The organism is Planococcus sp. ISL-109 (assembly GCF_018613655.1).
Classification (GTDB): Bacteria; Bacillota; Bacilli; order Bacillales_A; family Planococcaceae; genus Planococcus.
The window spans coordinates 169,331-187,723 of sequence record NZ_JAGGPW010000006.1 but is presented as its reverse complement, the minus strand read 5'-3'; the positions used below and the strand labels follow the sequence as shown (position 1 = coordinate 187,723).

The window sequence follows — 18,393 nt, the reverse complement described above, 5'->3', positions numbered from 1 at the left end:
CAGGGGAGGTAATAGGCTTGGAAACAAAAAAACCTACAGATGACGTTTTGAAAGGTAAAAAGAAAAAAAGTATATTCAAAGTCCCACACACGTATGTCTTGCTCTTCGGTATTATTGTTTTTGCTACACTTTTAACATATGTTTTACCAGCAGGGGAATTTAATCGTGTAGAAAATGAATCAACTGGAAGAATGGTCATAGAACCAAACAGTTACCAGATCATTGAATCTAACCCGCAAGGCATATTTGATATCTTTAAAGCTATTCCAACAGGTATGGAAAATGTAGGCTATATTATCTTCTTCGTCTTTATCGTTGGTGGTGCATTTGGAATTATCCAAGCGACCGGAGCAATTGATGCTGGTATTGGGTACACGATAAAAAAACTGGGTGGAAAAGAGCTCCTGATTATCCCTATATTTATGTTTATCTTTTCTCTCGGTGGCGCGACGATGGGACTAGCGGAAGAACTTCTTCCTTTCTATCCTATTGCTGTAGCTCTTGCGATACGATTAGGGTTTGACTCCATTACCGGTACTTCTCTCGTTTTGCTAGGCTCAGGAGCAGGATTTGCCGGGGCATTTTTAAATCCCTTCACAATCGGTATTTCACATGGTATTGCAGAATTACCAATGTTTTCCGGAATGGGATTTAGGTTCGTTTTATATGCGGTACTGGTGCTTGTGACTATCCTATATGTTTACCGGCATGCAATGAAAGTGAAAAAAAATCCTGAAAAAAGTCCGATGTATGAATTGGACAAAAAGCGAGACTATCAATTAGATGTTAGTAAATTAGGTAATTTTTCAAAGAGACACAGATTAGTCTTATCAATTTTTGTTATCGGTTTACTTGTAATTGCCTACGGAGTTACACAAAATGGCTGGTATATTACAGAGCTCGCGGCAACATTTTTAATTCTAGGTATCTTGGCAGGACTTGTCGGGGGATTAGATATTAATCGAACTGCTGAAGAGTTTGTAAAAGGGGCTTCTGCTATGACATATGGGGCTCTAGTTATTGGGGTCGCGAGTGGTATTAGTGTCGTTCTATCAGATGGTCGCGTAATGGATACAATCGTCAATGGTTTGGCTCAGGCCATCTCTTTCATGCCGACGATAATTGCACCAATTGGAATGTTCATTTCTCAATCGTTGCTTAACTTCTTTATTCCATCAGGAAGCGGTCAGGCAGCTGCAACAATGCCAATTATGATTCCGGTTGCTGACTTGGCTGGGATGACTCGCCAAACAGCCGTATTAGCTTTTCAATTAGGTGACGGGATTACAAATGTGTTCAATCCAACAAGTGCTTACTTTATGGCAGGACTCGCTTTGGCAGGAATTCCTTGGGATAAATGGGTGAAATGGGTTTGGCCGCTCATCTTAATTTGGTCATTAGTGGCTTGTGTCTTTTTAATTGTTGCTTCATTAATTAATTACGGCCCATTTTAATATTTAGTCATAGAAAAGATTGTGTTTATAGGGACTCCTTCGATATTCATAGTAAACTAAGGTAAAACATTATTAATCTAGGAGGATAACTATGGAGTTAGGAGAAATTTTACGAAACTTACGTACAAAACGAAAAATCCCTATGGGGGAGTTGGCAGAAAGAATTGGTGCAACAAGTAGTCACATTAGCCAGATAGAACGGAATATGTCCAGCCCATCTATTACACTTTTAAAGAAAATTGCAGCCGAGTTAGAAGTCTCTATTACTTATTTTTTTGATGAAGAATCGACTGAGAGTTCTGTAATCAAAAAAGAGGATAGAAACAAATTTAAGCTTGCTAACTCAAGTCTGACATATGAGCTGCTTACACCAGCTAAAGTGAAAGCATTTCAATTGTTGCTAACACGAATTAAAGTAGGTGGGAAATTAGGAGATGTTCCGATTGGGCATGAAGGAGAAGAATGCTGCTATGTCATGCAAGGAGAAATTGAAATGATCGTCCACGACAAAGTGCATCAATTATCTCAGGGAGATAGCATTTATTATGGAGCCAACGCCCCGCATAATGTTATTAATATGGGTGACGTTGAGGCGATCATCATTTCTGCAATTAGTCCGGCTAGCTTTTAATTAAGAGGGGGATATTCATTGAATATTATCATTATTGGATTCGGAGAGATGGGCAAAAATATTGCCCAGTTAGCATCTAAAAAAGAACAGATTACTATTGTCGGAGTTGTCGATATCAACCCGGAATTGCATGGTAAATTGATAAAAGAGTTTATTGAAGTAAAAGAGGAAGTAACGATAGTGAATGAGATTGCAGCATTGTCGGATGTCGAGGCGGACGTTGCAATCATTACAACGGGATCGGAAATTGAAAACGTTGCTGAAACGATTCTTTCAGCAGTGAAAAGGAATTTGAATGTCGTAACAATCGCCGAAGAAATGGCATATCCTTGGGTGAAAAATAGAGAATTATCAGAAAAAATTGATGTCATCTCCAAACAAAATAATGTTTCCGTACTGGGAACAGGGATTAATCCTGGTTTTATACTTGATACATTGATCATCGTGTTATCCAGTGTTTGTTATCAGGTCAATAAAGTCAAAGCCACGCGAATCAATGACTTATCGCCATTTGGCCCCACCGTTTTAAATGCACAAGGAGTTTTCAGAACTGTTGAGGCTTTTCATGAAGGGGTAGAAAATGGAGAAATCGTCGGTCATGTCGGTTTTCAACAATCTGTCGCCTTAATGGCTGAAGCATTCGGGTGGGATATTGACGAGGTTATTGAAGAAAAGAAACCTATTATTACAAATGTTGATCGATACGTAAAAGGTCAACTTATCAAAAAAGGAATGGTAGTTGGTTGTAATCATAGTGTTATCGCCAAAAGTAAGGGAAAGATATTAATTGAATTGGAGCACCCTCAACAAGTGCAGCCAGAAGCGGAAGGAATAAAAACGAAAGATGAAATAATCATTGAAGGGATTCCAAATCTGCATATGACCATTGCGCCTGAGATTCCGGGTGGCATTGGAACTGTTGCTATGGCTGTCAATGTATTGCCTCATGTTATCAAGGCAAAAGAAGGTTTGATTACGATGCGCGATTTACCAGGGTTACTTTCAATTTTTGAGAACATGACTGATCAAGTTAAATGAAAAGGGTGGTTGAAATTATTGGAAAATCAAGCTTCAAAAAATGACTGGGTAACGATAGAACTTACCTTACTTTTACCTAATGAACGATCAAAAAATATTCCGGAAGATACGAGTAAACATCCTTATCGAGCATTTATTCAAGGTTTTTTAAAAGAAGAGGTTGCGAGAATTGGTGATGAAGTAACTGTAACGACACTAATTCAGAGGGAGCATCAAGGCCACTTGTTAACGATTAGTCCAGCGTTTATCCATGGTTTTGGTCAGCCAATACCTGAGTTATTACCGATTGGCAATGAACTTCGAAATCTACTAAGTGATAAGTCAGGTGAATCCAATGAATACTAATTTCACTTCGATCATGAATGAAAAACATGAAATTATGAAACAATCATTAGGATTGGACTACAGCCAATTTGAACAAGGGGAGATTGGTTTTGATTATGAAAAAATGATGGCTTCTTCCCCGTACAGTTTTGAAGAAGTTCAAATGATCCAGCAACAACAAAAAATAGGTGATACTCCTCTCGTTGAGTTAAAGAATTTCACTAAAATTATTCGAGAGCATGCGGAACCAGGTTATGGAGCGAGAATATTTGTTAAAGATGAAGCTTGTAATCCATCGGGGAGCTATAAAGATCGCCGCGCATCGTTAGCCGTTCACCACGCAAAAGTAAATGGATATAAAGGGGTCATCTGTGCAACGAGTGGTAATTATGGTGCAGCCGTTGCTTCTCAAGCCGCTATGCAGGGGTTACATGCGATTATTTTGCAAGAGGTCTTTGACAGTAAGCTCATTGGCCAACCGGAAATTTTAGAAAAAAGTCGTGCTTGTATGTCCTATGGTGCTGAAGTGATTCAATTGACTGTTGGACCTGAATTATTTTATACATTGTTAGCTCAGTTAAAGGAAACGGGCTATTTTAACGCCTCACTGTACTCCCCTTTGTCAGTTGCTGGGGTGGAGACATTAGGATATGAAATTGCATCGGAATGTAAAGAAAAGCTTGGTCGTTTTCCCGACGCTGTCATTGCCACAAATGCAGGTGGAGGAAATTTGACAGGAACTGCAAGAGGCTTATTAAGAGCCGGAGCAAACCAAACGAAAGTCATTGCAGCAAGTGTGGATTTAAAAGGATTGCATATGGCAAGTGATCAAGCGTTTAACCGAAAATCATTTACAACCGGCCACACCGGATTCGGAATTCCCTTTGCGACAAACCCAGACCGGGTCGATGTTCCTCGAAATTCAGCAAGACCGTTACGTTATATGGATCGATATGTTCTCGTGACTCAAGGAGAGGTATTCTATGTGACGGAAGCACTTGCTCAGATTGAAGGGCTAGAACGTGGTCCTGCAGGAAATATATCCTTAACGGCTGCATTTTCACTAGCAAAAGAAATGCCAAGTAATCAAATTCTTGTCGTTCAAGAAACGGAGTATACTGGAGCCGGGAAACATCCCACTGCCCAGTTAACTTTTGCGAAAGAAAATGGCATTGAAATTAAACGAGGGCATCCTTCTGAGAATGTTCCCGGCGAAAAAATCGTTATTCCTCGATTTGTAAATGAAATTAGCTGTAAAGACATTGATTTAAATCAGCTGCGTAAATCATATTTAAAAAACAAGCTAAAGGACATATCTATCGATGAGCTAACGGGAGATGACAAAAAGTATTTTTGTGAAGAAACGAAATGGTCTATCGATCAGTTAGAAGAGGAGTTACATGTTTTATCATCAAACAGGGTTTAAACTGTGATTCTTCTAAGAGATTAAAAAAAGATCTGAAAGTTACTTCTTTAAAAGTTAGTCTCATTATTCGGAAATAAAATATTAACTAGAAATAATTATAGAAGGCCTCTGAAAGTAAGAACTGAGCCCCATTTAGTGGACAATTTAATAAAAGCACCCTGCAGCTTATGCAGCGATCAGATGACTTCGGTATTGAGCCCGGAGTCATTTTTTTAAGTTCTATTGCTTTCCTGATCCGTTGTAATAATCCATGTAGTCATCGACCAGCCCTTTCAATTCGGAAAGACTCGTAGCTTGTCGAAAGTCCACATCACCTTTGAAGTGGACAAAAAACGATTCGATAGTGGGCTCGTGTCGCGCTATCAGGAGCCGGCACCGGAGTTGTTCCATATCACATCAAAGCGCGGGGCGGATGCGACCGGGTTTTACCGGGGTGAGCGCTTTATTGTTCAGAAGGGGTCGAAGTTTGCGGTAACGACCACACCGAAATGCCCGAAGCGTTATTTGCGCTTTCGGGAAGAGCTGCTGCTGGCGGGCAAATTCGCACCGCTCGGCAAGCAGTATTTGGTGCTTGAAGACATCGAGTTCGACTCACCGCTCCTCGCGATGGGCGTCGCAATCGGCGGCTGGGCTAAGGGAGCGCATGACTGGAAGAAGATTTGACGTGAGAAACGCCGGTCCTATTATAGGATTGGCGTTTTTACGTTTGTTTAGCAGGTTTTCAAGCGGGAAAACCTCATCAGTTTAAAATATGCATACAGCCATTAAATAGAACCACTTCGGATAAGAAATAGAACCACTTAAGACATAAGAGAACCAATCCTACACAATAACTTTACGGAACATTCCGTAAAGTTATTGTGTAGGGTTTTTTTATAATCAAATATCGGAAGATTCTCCGGCTGGATGCTCAAAAGGTATCTAAACGGGGAATCGCAGCCAGCTGTAAGTGTCGAGGCAGGATATCGAATGCCTCCACGGTTTTCTGTTTGAAGTTTGAACCAAGAGGCGGGTATGAACAAATTGGAGAAGCTACACTCGCCGATGCCATCCTCGAGCGGGTTATCGAAGCGTTCCGCGACAACTTGCAGGTGACAGAAGGCGACGCGCGCCACTTGCTCGCACAATTCCTGTTCTACGGCCACGAAGGATCTGAGGCGGCGAAAAGATGCGTTTGCGGCTGGCGCAGCTGATGCAGGAGGAGTGCAATGTGCTCGTATTGGACGAGCCGACCAACCATTTGGACATCGAATCGCGCGAAGTGCTCGAGGAAACGCTGAAAGAATTTAACGGTACGATCATCGCCATCAGCCATGACCGTTATTTCCTGCAAAAACTGTTCACCAAAATCGCTTGGATTGAAGGGCAAACAATGACGCTGCATGAGGGTTCGTATATGTGGGCGTCGGAAAAGCACAAGCTGCGGTTTGCCGCGCTGCAAGACTAGGTGCTGCCGGCGTTTCTTTGCTGACAAATAGGTTCCTGGACTTGCCGGGGGCGTTTTGTTTTTCCTGACCACTCTGTCAAATGGCAATAAATGGAGTTATACTAAACGCAAGAAGCTTTACAGGCTCATCGCATTGAAATACATCGACTCTGGAGGAGCTATGAAGAAACTTATGCTGTATTCATTTATAGGACTCATTGTGCTGGCAGTCATAGCGGTCGTGTTTTTGGCGACGCACGCGCCGCTCGGTAAATCCCCCGACAAACTGCAGCAGGAAACATACGAAGAATTGGATAATTACCAGGACGGGAAATTCATCAACGTGTCGCAAAGCGAGACCAATATCAGCTTTTCGGAAGGGCTGTCGATGTTGCGGGAGTCGATCTTTTCAAGCGAACCGGATCGCGAGCCGGATGCAGAGCTGCCGGTGGCGGACATCGATTGGGACACCGTCGCAAATGGTGAGGACAGCCTGACCTGGTTCGGGCATTCGACGTATTTGCTGAGCATTGACGGCAAAAAACTGTTTATCGATCCGATGCTCGGAAGCCGTGCGTCGCCTGTTTCATTTGCGGGGAGTGAGCGCTATAGCGATGATTGGCTCGGAGTCATCGATGACTTGCCGACGCTTGATGCGGTATTGTTCACCCATGACCATTACGATCATCTCGATTACGAATCGATTCAAGCGCTCAAAGACAAAGTGCCCCATTTCTTCGTGCCGCTCGGCGTCAGTGCGCACCTTACGAGTTGGGGCGTGGAGCCGGATCGTATCACTGAGTTGAACTGGTGGGACGAGTTGCAGTTTGAAGGCTTGACGCTCGCGTTGACCCCGTCCAAGCATTTCTCCGGCAGGGGCTTGTTCAACCGCAACGCGACTTTATGGGGCGGCTGGGTCGTGTTGGGACAACAAACCCGTTTCTATACGAGCGGTGACGGCGGCTACGACAGCCATTTCAAGGACATCGGCGAGGCATACGGCCCGTTCGATATCGCCTTGATGGAAGGCGGCCAATACGACGAGCGCTGGGAATCGTCCCATATGACACCGGAACAGGCGGTCCAGGCGCATATCGATGTGCAGGGCGAGACAATGATGCTGGTCCACTGGGCGGCGTTCACGCTGGCGTTCCACGGCTGGTCAGAACCGGCGGAGCGGGCATTGCCGGAAGCGGAACGCTTGGACGTGGATCTTATCACCCCGAAGATCGGGGAGACGCTTGAGCTCGGGGAACTGCGCTCTTATTCCTCCACGCAGTGGTGGAAAGAGTAAAGTGTTTTTGGCACAAACAATGGAATCCAAATAAGGGAAGAAACCGGCAACCGGTTTCTTCCCTATTTTTTTGGTGAATATACTTTGCGCATCTCACCATGAATTTATTGTTCTGATACGGAACCTGTTTTGCCGCGGTTCAGCAGCAACACGAGCACAGGGCCGACGACCGGCAACAAGGCCAGTTGCTTGAACTGTGCATCCGGTTCGAAGCGGTAGATCGCATAGACCGATAAGCCCCACAAAACAAGCCAGTCGACGGTCATGACCGACACCAGGCTCGATGTGCGGAACGCCTCTCCGTAAGCGTCCAGTGAAAAGCCGCGCAGTACGGTCAGGAAGTTGATGATGCTGATGGCGGCGACGAATAGGAGCCATGCTTTCGAGCGCAATAGGCGGTGCAGCTTTTCCGGGCCGCGCCGCTTTCTTTCCGGGGGCTTGGCGCCAAATGCGAAATAAGGCAGCAGCGAAAATGCCCCAACGCCGAACGACAACAGCGCGAACGGCCACGCCGGCCAGCGGAAGCGGTCGTTCGGCACAAGGAGCGTCAAAAAGACGAGCGGGAAGATGCCGAGCGAGTTGAATACCGCGAGTATCAGCGGGTCGACCCCTTCCCAGTCGCCCATAAGAAGCGCGCCGAATTCGATGCCGCCTGAACCCGCAGGCGCGACAAAGACGGCGTATGAAATCAATAATAGCCAAAGGATTAGAAACACCATGGATTTCACCTCATCATAGTTTTTTTCCATCATAACCCATTAACCGTGAACTGTCTTTGCCGAGTCGAAACGGTATAATGAAAACAACATCAACAAAGGGGGAATTGAAATGGATAAACTGACGAAAAAACGCGGCAAGGCATTGGCGATCGACTTTGCGGTGTCGGGTGCCGTGAATGCTGTCGTGGAAGCGCTTCTCCGCAAAAAAATCAAGCAGGAATGGGTGCACGCGCTCGTCACGCCGACAGCTCTGTTTTGGGGGCTGGAATATCTTCAATTGAAAACGCGCGGCCAAACGCTCGGGCAACAGGTGGCGGGCATCAAAATAGACAGCGCGGACGGCGGGGAACTGACGGACAAACAGATCCTCAAGCGCCTCGCGCACCGCGATTCGATCATGCCGCTGCTGTGGTTCCGTGAACGCAGGCAGGACCAGGGCGAGCAGATGCCGCATGACCGCTTCGCGCATACCGTCGTGCGGGAGCTGAAAAAGCAACTATGCAAACATGCAAAAAGCGGAAGAGGCTGATAACAGCTTCTCCCGCTTTTCTGTTCATTCCTAGCAAAAAAACTCAATTGTCCTTCAGAAACTCCACAATTCCCTCTATCAGCCCGTCCGCTAGCGGCAGTTCCGGGTCGGCATAAGCCGCCATATTCGCTTCTATGTCATCCGGCACTTTTTTCAATACGTGGTTCATACCGTCTACAATGAGCAGTTCGGAATTCGGCTTCGCCTCGTGCAAAAGTTCCGCATCGCTTGTCGGCACTTGCAAATCGCGCGTTCCGCCGACAAAAAGCGCAGCGGCATCGAGTTTCGCAACTTGTTCTATCGGATTATACGCCATCCACGACTGGAGATAAGGCTGGACAGACGGGCGGAAAATTTGCTGCAGTTCAGGACTTACCGCGTCGACCGTTTCGCCCTGTGCGAGCTTTTCAAGAATCGCTTCCGCTTCCTCGAACTGAGCAGCCGGCAAGGAACTGAGCTGCTCTCTCAATAAATCATCGGCAGTGCGTCCGACACCCGTAAGCGACACGTAGGAATCGACGCCTTCCTGATTGGCTGCGACGAGGCCGATGAGCGCGCCTTCGCTATGGCCGATGACGGTGACGTCCATGAAGCGTTCGTCCTGCTTGGCGAAGCGGATCCATGCGGCCGCATCTTCCGTATAGTTTTCAAAGCGCAGGTCGGCTTCGCTTTTGGCGAGTGCGGCATTGTCTCCGACGCCGCGCTTGTCGTAGCGGATAACCGCGATGCCTTGTTCTTTGAGGGCTTCGGCGATCATCTTCAGGCTATTGTTCTTGCCGGTGAGTGTCAGTGAGTTGCCGTCTTTATCGGTCGGCCCGGAACCTGCGATGAGTATCACCACAGAATGCGGCCCGGCGTTTTCGGGAATCTCTTCAAGCGCCTGCATCACACCGCCTTCGACTTCTGTTTCGATAATTTTCTCCGGATCAACAGGAGGCTCTTTCGTTCCGAGCGCCAGTTCAAACGGAAACTTCTGGTTTTGCTGGGTGAACGTGCCGGCAATTGTTTCCGCGTCCAGTTGCCCTTCGAACACCAGCCGCTGTCCTTGCACTGTTGCATCGAATGCCAGCTCCGGATCGTCGAATTTGATTGTCGATAACGGATAATTTTCAACGCCTTGAAGCGGGATGCTCAACGTTCCATCGCCGTCTGCAAACTCGATGTTGAACGGGATCGGCTGCCCCGGCACTTCAATCGCGCCTTGCCAGAATCCTTCGATTTTCGCCATGGCTCCGTTCTTTTCCACATCTTGGTTGTCGTCATTTCCGCAGCCGGCGGCGAGCAGGATTCCTGCAAGCGCCAGTACGGCAGCTGTCGATTTTTTCATCTGTCGGCCTCCTAATACTTCAATGTTGTTTTATAACTATATAAATTGAACAAAAGAATTATCAGTGAACTGATGATCTACACTCTAAGTGTAAGATATGGAGCAAAACCACGGAGACTCCCAAGGGAGCAGCGCAGCGACACGAGACAGCCAAGACCCCGCAGGAAGCGCAGCTTCTGAGGAGGCTTGGCGCTCGCCCGCAGGAAATGAATAAGCAAAGGGAAGCTGAGCAAAGCTTTTCTCGGAGTGGTTTTGCGGAATATCAAAAGATGAAATTTATGAGTTCAACTTATATAGTTCAGCGGAAGGGGCCTCTTCTCCTTCCTCCGGTTTCAGTCAAATGGATGATCTCCCCGTTGTTTCTGTGCCGTTATACTGAAATGGCTTGGGGAAAATACAAGACGAAAGGACGGAGAACATGGAACAATACCGCATCAATCCGGACAACGGTCTGGAATTCGGCATTTATACACTCGGCGATCATTTGCCGGATCCACATACAGGCAAGCGGCAGTCTGAAGGCGAGAGGGTCCGCGAGATCATCCGCTTTGCGCAGCTTGCTGAACAGGCAGGCGTCGACTTTTTCAGCGTCGGCGAAAGCCATCAGGAATATTTCACGACGCAAGCGCATTCGGTCGTCTTGGCGGCGGTTGCGCAGGCGACTGAAAAAATAAAAGTGTCGAGTTCATCGACGATTATCAGCACGTCCGATCCGGTGCGTGTCTTTGAAGATTTCGCGACGATCGATCTGATTTCCGGGGGACGCGCGGAAATCATCGCCGGCCGTGCATCGCGTGTCGGGCTGTTCGATCTGCTCGGCTACGACATCCGCTATTACGAGGAATTATACGAAGAGAAATTCGAGCTGTTGCTTGAAATCAATAAGCAGGAAACGATCAACTGGAATGGCCGCTTCCGCGCACCGCTCAAAGACGCACAAATCCTGCCGCGGCCGGAAACGGGTTCGCTTCCGATCTGGCGCGCAGTCGGCGGGCATCCGTCGAGCGCCATCAAAGCCGGGAAGGCCGGTGTGCCGATGATGCTCGCGACGCTCGGCGGTCCTGTAGAGACGTTCAAGACGACGATCGATACTTACCGCAACGCTGCAAATGAGGCGGGATTCGACGCGGCAACTTTGCCGGTCGCAACGGCCGGATTTTTCAACGCCGCGGACACGACGCAGCAGGCGCTTGCGGAATATTATCCACATGTGGATAAGGGGATGGTCAAAACGAACGGCCGCGGTTATCCACAGTCCGCATTCCAGCACGGCGGGACAAAGGAAAGCGTCATGAACATCGGCAGCCCGCAGGAAATCATCGAGAAGATTCTCTATCAGCATGAACTATACGGGCATCAGCGCTATATCGCGCAAATGGACTTCGGCGGTGTGCCGATGGGCCGCCTCGAGCGCAACTTGGAGTTGCTCTCGACGGAGATTCTGCCGGCGATCCGCAAATACACACGCAAAAATTGAAAAGGGAAAAGGGCACGCAGCCATTGCCGGCTGCGTGCCCTTTTTTAGTCCCGCTTTAACGGTCTGCTTGAAGTTGGTCTTTATTCGTTTTGCTGAGAACTGCTTCTGGCCGTGTGCTGTGGCGCATCGCTCAGGAACGCATCGATGCTTCCCGGCGGCAGCGGCCGGCTGAACAGATAGCCTTGTACGACAACGCCGAACGGCTGCAACAGTTGCGCTTGTTCTTCGAGTTCGATGCCTTCGATGACGATGCGGGCATCGAGGTTTTTGCCGACTTCGATGATGGCGGCGAGGATGAACAAATTGCGCCGGTTGATGAGCACTTCATCCATCAAGGATTTATCGATTTTCAGCGTGTCGATTTCGACATTTTTCACGACCTTCAACGACGAGTAGCCGGCGCCGAAATCGTCGATCGCGATGCGCAGGCCGAGCGCTTTCAACTCGCAGATAATGCGGGCGGACTGTTCGATGTCGAGCATGACGCTTTCGGTGATTTCGATTTCGAAACGACGCGGGTCGACGCCTTCTTCTTCAAAGATGGCGCGCACTTTTTCGCTGAAGTCCGGATCTTTGAACTGGCGCGCGGACACATTGACTGAAATGTTTTCCGCCGCATGGCCGAGTGCGCAGAAGCGTTTCGTGTCGCGGCATGCCTGACGCAGCACCCATTCGCCGATGGGTACGATGAGGCCGGTTTCTTCTGCGACGGGGATGAATTCTGACGGAGACACATTGCCAAACGGCGACTGCCAGCGAAGCAGCGCTTCATAGCCGATTACTTCACCACTTGCCAGGTTGATCTGCGGCTGGTAATGCAGCGCGAATTGCTGTTCGTCAATCGCTTTTTTCAGCGCTTGTTCCAAATGGCTTCTGCGTGTCATTAGGCTGTCGAGTTCACTCGTGAACACCTGGAAATTATTTTTGCCGTTTTGCTTCGCGGAATACATGGCAAAATCAGCTTCTTTGATGAGCGCTTCGCCATCGCTTTCGCAGCCGTTTTGGACGGCGATACCGATGCTCAAGGTCACGGTGAATTCCTGTCCGAGCAGCTGCACCGGCTCACGCATCCCATGCAGAATCGTTTCGGCAAGCTCATGGGCTTGTTGTTCGGTCGTGTTTTCGGACACGATGATGAATTCATCGCCGCCGAAGCGCGAAATCGCATCAGTCGGCCCGAGGCAGGAGTGGATGCGGCTTGCGACGATTTTCAGGAACTGGTCGCCGCCAAAATGCCCGAGCAGGTCGTTGACGCTTTTGAAATCGTCGAAATCGACTAATAGCACGGCGATTTTTTGATTGCGCTCTTCGGTTCTGCCAAGCACGTTGCGGATATTCTGGTAAAACCAGTGGCGATTCGGAAGCCCTGTGAGCTGGTCGGTAAAGGCGAGCTGGTTGATTTGCTGTTCGTTTGCTTTCTTATCGGTGATGTCACGGATGATGGTAAAGACGCCGTCGATTTCCCCGTTTTTGCGTTTCGGCACGGCGTTGATGTCGACTTCGATGATCACGCCGTCTTTTCGCTGGATGCGCTGTTCGAAATTGACCGCTTCCCCCGCGAGTGCGGAGGCGAAAAAGTTCTGAACACGTTCGAGCCCTTCGGCGATGAGCGGCGTGAAATCGAGCCCGATCATTTCATCGAGCGTGTAGCCGCTTAATTTTTCGGTCATGGCATTGGCATGGACGAAACACCCGTCCCGGTCAATTTCGAACACGGCGTCGAGGTTGTAGTCGAACAGCGAACGGTATTTCTCCTCGCTTTCGGCAAGCAGGGTGAGCGCCCGCTTTTCCGCCGAGATGTCTTTGCCGATGCTGTAGACACCGGTCACGGCGCCATCAATCAGAATCGGCATATTGGTGATGCGCAGCGGCACGCGGCGGCCGGTTTTATGGATGCCGATCGTTTCATAGTTTTGCGTGATGCCGTCGAGCGCGAGGCGGAACTTCGCTTCGGTCGCATCGAGCTGGCATTCTTCGACGACGGTATGGAAAGTCGTCTCGGTCAACTCCTCGCGCGTATAGCCGAGCAAACGCAGGAGTGATTCATTGACGTCAATCAAACGTCCCGCCGCATCCATGGAAAAGATGCCGTCGGGGTTGTTCTGGAACAGCGATTCATAGCGCTGGCGGTTGACTTCGAGTTCGCGGTTGATTTGTTTCTGTCCGCTGATGTCGCGGATCAGCAGTTGTGCGGCTGCATTGCCTTCAAATTCGATGCCAATCCCGGTAACTTCCACTTCATGGACCGCGCCTTTTGGTGTGACCCACAATTGCTCGGACGGCTTGATGCTGTGGCCGTGTTGCATCTCGTGAATGCGCGATTTTGCGAGTTCATGGTAATCGGGATGGACGTAATGGAGCACACTCGTGCCAATGAACTGATCGGCTTCCGTTTCACCGAACAGCCGCAGGCATGCTTTGTTGACATACAATAAGCGGCCGTTGCTATGGATGGCGATTGCTTCCGGCGACAAATCGGCCAGGCGGCGGAAGCGCCGTTCGCTTTCGCGGATTTTCTTCAAATAGCGCTGTTCATTGAGCAGCTGTTTGCGGTCGAGATACGCCAAATAGCCGGCAATGCCGAGCAACAGGAGAATCAGCGCCGATACGACAAAGGCGAGTCCCATATTGGTGAAGGACGTTGGCGCGGTAGATGTTGCGGAATAGCTTACGGCCTGCATGCCGGTATAATGCACTGCGGAAATCATGACGCCGAGTATGGTGGCGCTGATGAGTTTTCGAAACGATGAGTCGGTAGTTTCGCGGTTGTGGGAAAAAACACGCAAAGCGACGAGTGACACGCCGAACGCGATCAAGACCGACAACACGAACGGCAGCGCATGGAAAAGCGGTATTCCGATAACTTGTGCAGCGGCCATGCCAGTGTAATGCATGAACAGCACGCCGAAGCCGATAAAAAATCCGCTGAACAACAACCGGGCTTTGGACGGATTCGGCAAGCGCAGCGCATAAAAAGCCGGAAACGCGGCGCTGATCGCCCCAATCAGCGAAATGCTCAACAGGAATGGATCATATTGCACCGGTGTGGCCGAGTGGTGGGTCAAGATGCCGATGAAATGCATCGAAAAGATGCCCATGCCGAAAACGATCGAGCTGCCCCCGATCCATAATAGCGGACGGGTACGGCTTTGGTCAGTGATGCGGCCGATCAATAGAAGGGCAATATAGGAAGCGGCGATGGCTGTCAGGACGGATAATATGATGAAGGCCAAGCTCACAGGATCTAGGGGCATAAGTAACAGTCCTTTCGCAGACATGTGGTAGGGCTATTATACCGCAGTTAACAAGAGGTAAGTAAAGAAAAAATACCCATTTAGATAATATTTAAAAGAAATTTTTGGCAATAATTAACGAACAAAACGAAAAACGGAACTCATGGCGTGAGTTCCGAAGGATTTCAACTGTTGCGCCGCTGTCAGTAATTCATTCGAATAGCACTACATCTGGCTGCTTGCCGAGGCAGTGGACGAGCATAGCGTGCAACTGCCCCCGGTGATGGATCACGTGGACAAGTGTTTCGAGCAGCCATTCATAGCGGCTGTAGGTCACACCCCAATACGAGGTGCACAGTTCATGGAGTTGCTGTTCATTTAATAGCAGGTAAAAAGCTTGTAAGCGTTCGAAGCTTTCGAACAGTTCAGTTTTGGCTTGTTCTAATGTATCAGGTGTCGATGCTAAATAAAACGCGGACATTTCCGATTCAGACGAACCATCCGCGATGCGCCGGTCCGCTTCGCAGATGAGTGCGATATGTCCAATCAGCTCGCCGACGGAGAATTTTCCGTCAGTCGGACGTGCGTCCCATTCGCTTTCTTCTATAGAAGAGATCAGTTCGGCAGTCGAGTTGACCGCAATCTCCAGTTGATGAAATACCTGTGTGCAATAACTGTTCATCTGCACGCTCCTGCCTATTGGGTTTTCATTAAGCATAGCATTCAGCGGCGCTTGGCTCAGCAATTTTTCGCAATACATAAAACGAAATCAATATATTCGGCCGATTTAAAAACTTTTTTGAAAAAAGTGATCTAAGTCCTTCTCCTCTCCGTTGGGTAAGTAGAACAACAAAAAACAACAGAGGAGAGATTGATTATGAAGATGAATAAATTGATGGTGGCCTTGCCGATGAGCTTGGCTCTACTCGTACCGACAGCAGCACTTGCAGATGACCACGGAAGCCACGCAGCAACAGAGCAGATGGAGGCGCCGACAGCAACGAAAGCGGCAGAACTTCGAATCGCACTTGATACCCTTTTGACGGAGCACGCATTCCTCGCAGTCGAAACCATGCAAAAAGGCATCGACGGAGCGGAAGACTTTGACCAAGCGTCATCCGCTTTGATCGCTAACGCGGAAGATTTGAAAGCGGCAGTAGCGTCCGTTTACGGTGAAGAAGGAGCTGCGCAATTCGATGAAATCTGGCAGTCCCATATCGGCTATTTCGTTGATTACGTCGTAGCGACAGGCGCCGGCGATGAAGACGGCCGCGCGAAAGCGGTAGCGGACTTGGAAGAATACAAAACAGAGCAAGCACAATTCTTTGATGCTGCAACGGAAAGCCGTTTGCCGGAAGCTGCAGTGAAAGAAGGCTTGGATGCGCACGTTGATCAATTGATCACAGCATTTGATGCTTATGCAGAAGGCGATTTTGAAACCGCTTATGCATCAGAGCGCGAGTCGATTCACCACATGAGCATGTTCGCTGAAACTTTGTCGATCGCGATCACGGACCAATTCCCGGATCAGTTCGATAACACCAACCCGGATACTGCAGCGGTGGATCTGCGTGCAGGATTGAACATGATCTTCACAGAACACGCAGGGCTTGCGGCTATGGCGATGCAAGACGGCGTTGACGGTGCGGAAAGCTTCGACCAGGCAGCAGGCGCACTTCTTGCCAATGCCGATGATCTATCAGCAGCTGTTGGTTCTGTTTACGGCGACGAAGCGGGCGAGCAATTCTCAGAAATCTGGGGCTCTCACATCGGTTACTTCGTTGATTACGTAACTGCGACTGCATCCGGCGATGAAGCTGGACAAGAACAAGCGAAAGCTGATCTTGACGGCTATATCGTAGAACAAGCAACACTTCTTGATGCAGCAACAGAAGGCCGTGTGCCGGCTGATGCTTTGGAAGAAGGATTGACGGCGCACGTCGATCAATTGCTTACGGCTTTTGACAGCTACGTAGCAGGCGATTACGAAACGGCATACGCATCGATCCGCGAAGCATATGCACATATGACAATGCCAGCAGCTGGATTGTCTGCAGCCATCACGGACCAATTCCCTGAAGAGTTCGGCGAAGCGGCAATGCCATCTGAAATGCCAGCAACTGGCATGGGCGGCATGAGTGGAGGCTCGACTTACCTATGGGTACTAGCTGGACTCCTATTGGCAGCACTTGTTACAACTGTAAGTGTACGCACAAGAAAACAATAATCGATTGATTTTTAAAAGCCGGAGAGGGCGAATAGCTTCTCCGGCTTTTTTCTATGCAGAAAAAGCCGCTTGAAAATCGACATGCTCCAGCGGGAAGTTTGGAAGGGACGTTTTATCGAGCGATGCAAAGGATATAGTGCTTTAATCGGTTTTTTTGGAAGTGCATTAATCAACAAGTATATTTGAACTGAGGGGGCTATTATGAAATTTTCAGGGAGCGGCATGATCATTCTTGCTGCAATTTGTTGGGGAATTACGGGGGGACTGGCGGATATTTTAATGGGTAAAGGCTGGGATCCTCTCATCATCTCATTTTACCGAGGGGCGATCGGGCTAGCCTGTTTCTTGATTTGGTTATTGATAAGCAGAAAAGGAAAACAAGAGCTTTTTGCTTCTTTGATTTTCTGGTCTGCGGTAGCGGGGATCGGTGTAGCGGGAAACTTCACTTTCTATTTCCTCAGCATCCAGTCGACAAGTGTTCCGATCGCTGCCACTTTAATGTACACCGCTCCATTATTCGTCCTGCTCATTTCTTTTTTGTTTCGGTTGGAACGCTCGACATGGTTTAAGTGGGGCTGCATTTTCAGCGTGCTGCTCGGTATTGTGTTATTGACTGAAGTCTACGATACGGGTTCTGGCAGTGTCAGTCTTACAGGGATAGTGACCGGTCTTGCTGCGGGACTTTCTTATGCTTTGTTCATTTTCGGGTTTAAAAATGCGGCTTCTATCGGCAAGCCGCAAACGGTATTGACTCTGGCCTTTTTAGTTTTTTGTGTCGCTTTAGCTTTTTTTGTGAACTTCGAAGAAGCGGCTACCGTCCTTACATCCGGTGATATTGGCTGGTTTATGGCAATTGGGCTTTTGGGCGCAGGACTATCTTTTGCCCTCTATACAATCGGCATCAAACTGACGGCGCCTTCTACCGCTTCGATCATTGCGATGGTCGAGCCGGTGACCGCTTCTTTGTTCGGGATTCTCCTGCTTGGAGAGGAATTGTCCATCGTGCAATTGATTGGCATGGCCGTGATTCTCTTAACCGTTACGACCTTAAGCGTCAAAAAAAGCGATTGAAATCCTGTCGGCTTAGATGATGGGAATGAGCTGGAATTGGTGTGTGGCCATATGTCGCTGCTTGTTGAAGCATCATTAATATATTCGTAAACCCGTGAGCGCGAGGTGGCTGTTAGATCTCCTCGATTCCAATCAGCTAAAATAATATCTGCTTTTATATGATTCATCCGCTGTTTGAAAAATCGCTTCCTTAGAGCAGAATGGAGGAAAAATGAGT

15 protein-coding genes and 2 pseudogenes are annotated in these 18,393 nt (G+C 48.5%); 12 read left to right on the top strand and 5 right to left on the bottom strand.

Annotation, left to right across the window (positions count from 1 at the left end; all coding sequences use genetic code 11):
* Window positions 1-17 precede the first annotated feature (17 nt).
* The 5 genes from J7E21_RS08525 to ortB all read left to right on the top strand — a co-directional run bounded on the left by J7E21_RS08525 (window position 18) and on the right by ortB (window position 4,873).
* Window positions 18-1,454 carry a YfcC family protein gene (locus J7E21_RS08525; RefSeq protein WP_215106606.1) on the top strand — a complete coding sequence of 479 codons (1,437 nt, stop codon included), beginning with the start codon at window positions 18-20 and terminating at the stop codon, window positions 1,452-1,454.
* A gap of 91 nt (window positions 1,455-1,545) precedes the next feature.
* Window positions 1,546-2,085: a helix-turn-helix domain-containing protein gene (locus tag J7E21_RS08520; RefSeq protein ID WP_215106604.1), complete on the top strand. Its 540-nt coding sequence runs from the start codon at window positions 1,546-1,548 to the stop codon at window positions 2,083-2,085.
* 18 nt (window positions 2,086-2,103) lie between these two features.
* The gene (gene ord, locus J7E21_RS08515; RefSeq protein ID WP_215106602.1) at window positions 2,104-3,123 is read left to right on the top strand and encodes a 2,4-diaminopentanoate dehydrogenase; all 1,020 of its coding nucleotides are present in this window, start codon (window positions 2,104-2,106) and stop codon (window positions 3,121-3,123) included.
* An 18-nt stretch (window positions 3,124-3,141) separates the two neighbouring features.
* Entirely contained in the window at window positions 3,142-3,468 is a 327-nt protein-coding gene (ortA, locus tag J7E21_RS08510) for a 2-amino-4-oxopentanoate thiolase subunit OrtA (RefSeq protein WP_215106600.1), read from the top strand.
* Window positions 3,458-4,873, top strand: coding sequence for a 2-amino-4-oxopentanoate thiolase subunit OrtB (gene ortB, locus J7E21_RS08505; RefSeq protein WP_215106598.1), 1,416 nt, complete (start codon window positions 3,458-3,460; stop codon window positions 4,871-4,873). The genes ortA and ortB overlap by 11 nt, the downstream gene beginning before the upstream one ends.
* Before the next feature lie 165 nt (window positions 4,874-5,038).
* Here the strand turns inward: ortB and J7E21_RS16660 are convergent.
* Window positions 5,039-5,215: pseudogene (locus J7E21_RS16660) on the bottom strand (IS3 family transposase); the annotation flags it as partial.
* Between J7E21_RS16660 and J7E21_RS08500 the strand changes: the two are divergent.
* From J7E21_RS08500 to J7E21_RS08490, 3 genes and pseudogenes are all read left to right on the top strand, one after another.
* The gene (locus tag J7E21_RS08500; protein ID WP_215106596.1) at window positions 5,168-5,536 is read left to right on the top strand and encodes a methionine sulfoxide reductase; all 369 of its coding nucleotides are present in this window, start codon (window positions 5,168-5,170) and stop codon (window positions 5,534-5,536) included. The pseudogene J7E21_RS16660 and the gene J7E21_RS08500 overlap by 48 nt on opposite strands.
* Window positions 5,537-5,931: 395 nt before the next feature.
* Window positions 5,932-6,320: pseudogene (locus tag J7E21_RS08495) on the top strand (ATP-binding cassette domain-containing protein); the annotation flags it as partial.
* Window positions 6,321-6,492: 172 nt separating this feature from the next.
* Window positions 6,493-7,593 (top strand): MBL fold metallo-hydrolase, encoded by a 1,101-nt coding sequence (locus J7E21_RS08490; RefSeq protein ID WP_215106671.1) that lies wholly within the window; start codon window positions 6,493-6,495, stop codon window positions 7,591-7,593.
* 104 nt (window positions 7,594-7,697) lie between these two features.
* Here the strand turns inward: J7E21_RS08490 and J7E21_RS08485 are convergent, their stop codons facing one another.
* Window positions 7,698-8,312, bottom strand: a complete 615-nt coding sequence (locus J7E21_RS08485; protein WP_215106594.1) for a hypothetical protein — start codon at window positions 8,310-8,312, stop codon at window positions 7,698-7,700.
* A 109-nt stretch (window positions 8,313-8,421) separates the two neighbouring features.
* Here J7E21_RS08485 and J7E21_RS08480 point away from each other — a divergent pair, with 109 nt between their 5' ends.
* Window positions 8,422-8,841 carry an RDD family protein gene (locus J7E21_RS08480; RefSeq protein WP_215106592.1) on the top strand — a complete coding sequence of 140 codons (420 nt, stop codon included), beginning with the start codon at window positions 8,422-8,424 and terminating at the stop codon, window positions 8,839-8,841.
* Window positions 8,842-8,884: 43 nt separating this feature from the next.
* On the opposite strand, the gene J7E21_RS08475 is transcribed toward J7E21_RS08480, so the two are convergent.
* The gene (locus J7E21_RS08475) at window positions 8,885-10,168 is read right to left on the bottom strand and encodes an alpha/beta hydrolase (RefSeq protein ID WP_251047909.1); all 1,284 of its coding nucleotides are present in this window, start codon (window positions 10,166-10,168) and stop codon (window positions 8,885-8,887) included.
* Window positions 10,169-10,586: 418 nt separating this feature from the next.
* On the opposite strand from J7E21_RS08475, the gene J7E21_RS08470 reads away from it, so the two are divergent.
* On the top strand, window positions 10,587-11,645 hold the full coding sequence (locus J7E21_RS08470) for an LLM class flavin-dependent oxidoreductase (protein ID WP_215106590.1): 1,059 nt from the start codon (window positions 10,587-10,589) through the stop codon (window positions 11,643-11,645).
* Window positions 11,646-11,725: 80 nt separating this feature from the next.
* Here J7E21_RS08470 and J7E21_RS08465 read toward each other — a convergent pair whose 3' ends face one another.
* Both J7E21_RS08465 and J7E21_RS08460 read right to left on the bottom strand, forming a co-directional pair.
* The gene (locus J7E21_RS08465; protein WP_215106588.1) at window positions 11,726-14,899 is read right to left on the bottom strand and encodes a bifunctional diguanylate cyclase/phosphodiesterase; all 3,174 of its coding nucleotides are present in this window, start codon (window positions 14,897-14,899) and stop codon (window positions 11,726-11,728) included.
* A gap of 190 nt (window positions 14,900-15,089) precedes the next feature.
* Window positions 15,090-15,560, bottom strand: a complete 471-nt coding sequence (locus tag J7E21_RS08460) for a DinB family protein (protein ID WP_215106586.1) — start codon at window positions 15,558-15,560, stop codon at window positions 15,090-15,092.
* 195 nt (window positions 15,561-15,755) lie between these two features.
* Between J7E21_RS08460 and J7E21_RS08455 the strand changes: the two genes are divergently transcribed.
* Window positions 15,756-17,105 (top strand): copper amine oxidase, encoded by a 1,350-nt coding sequence (locus J7E21_RS08455; RefSeq protein WP_215106584.1) that lies wholly within the window; start codon window positions 15,756-15,758, stop codon window positions 17,103-17,105.
* 201 nt (window positions 17,106-17,306) lie between these two features.
* The gene (locus J7E21_RS08450) at window positions 17,307-18,176 is read left to right on the top strand and encodes a DMT family transporter (RefSeq protein ID WP_215106582.1); all 870 of its coding nucleotides are present in this window, start codon (window positions 17,307-17,309) and stop codon (window positions 18,174-18,176) included.
* The last annotated feature ends 217 nt before the right edge of the window (window positions 18,177-18,393 follow it).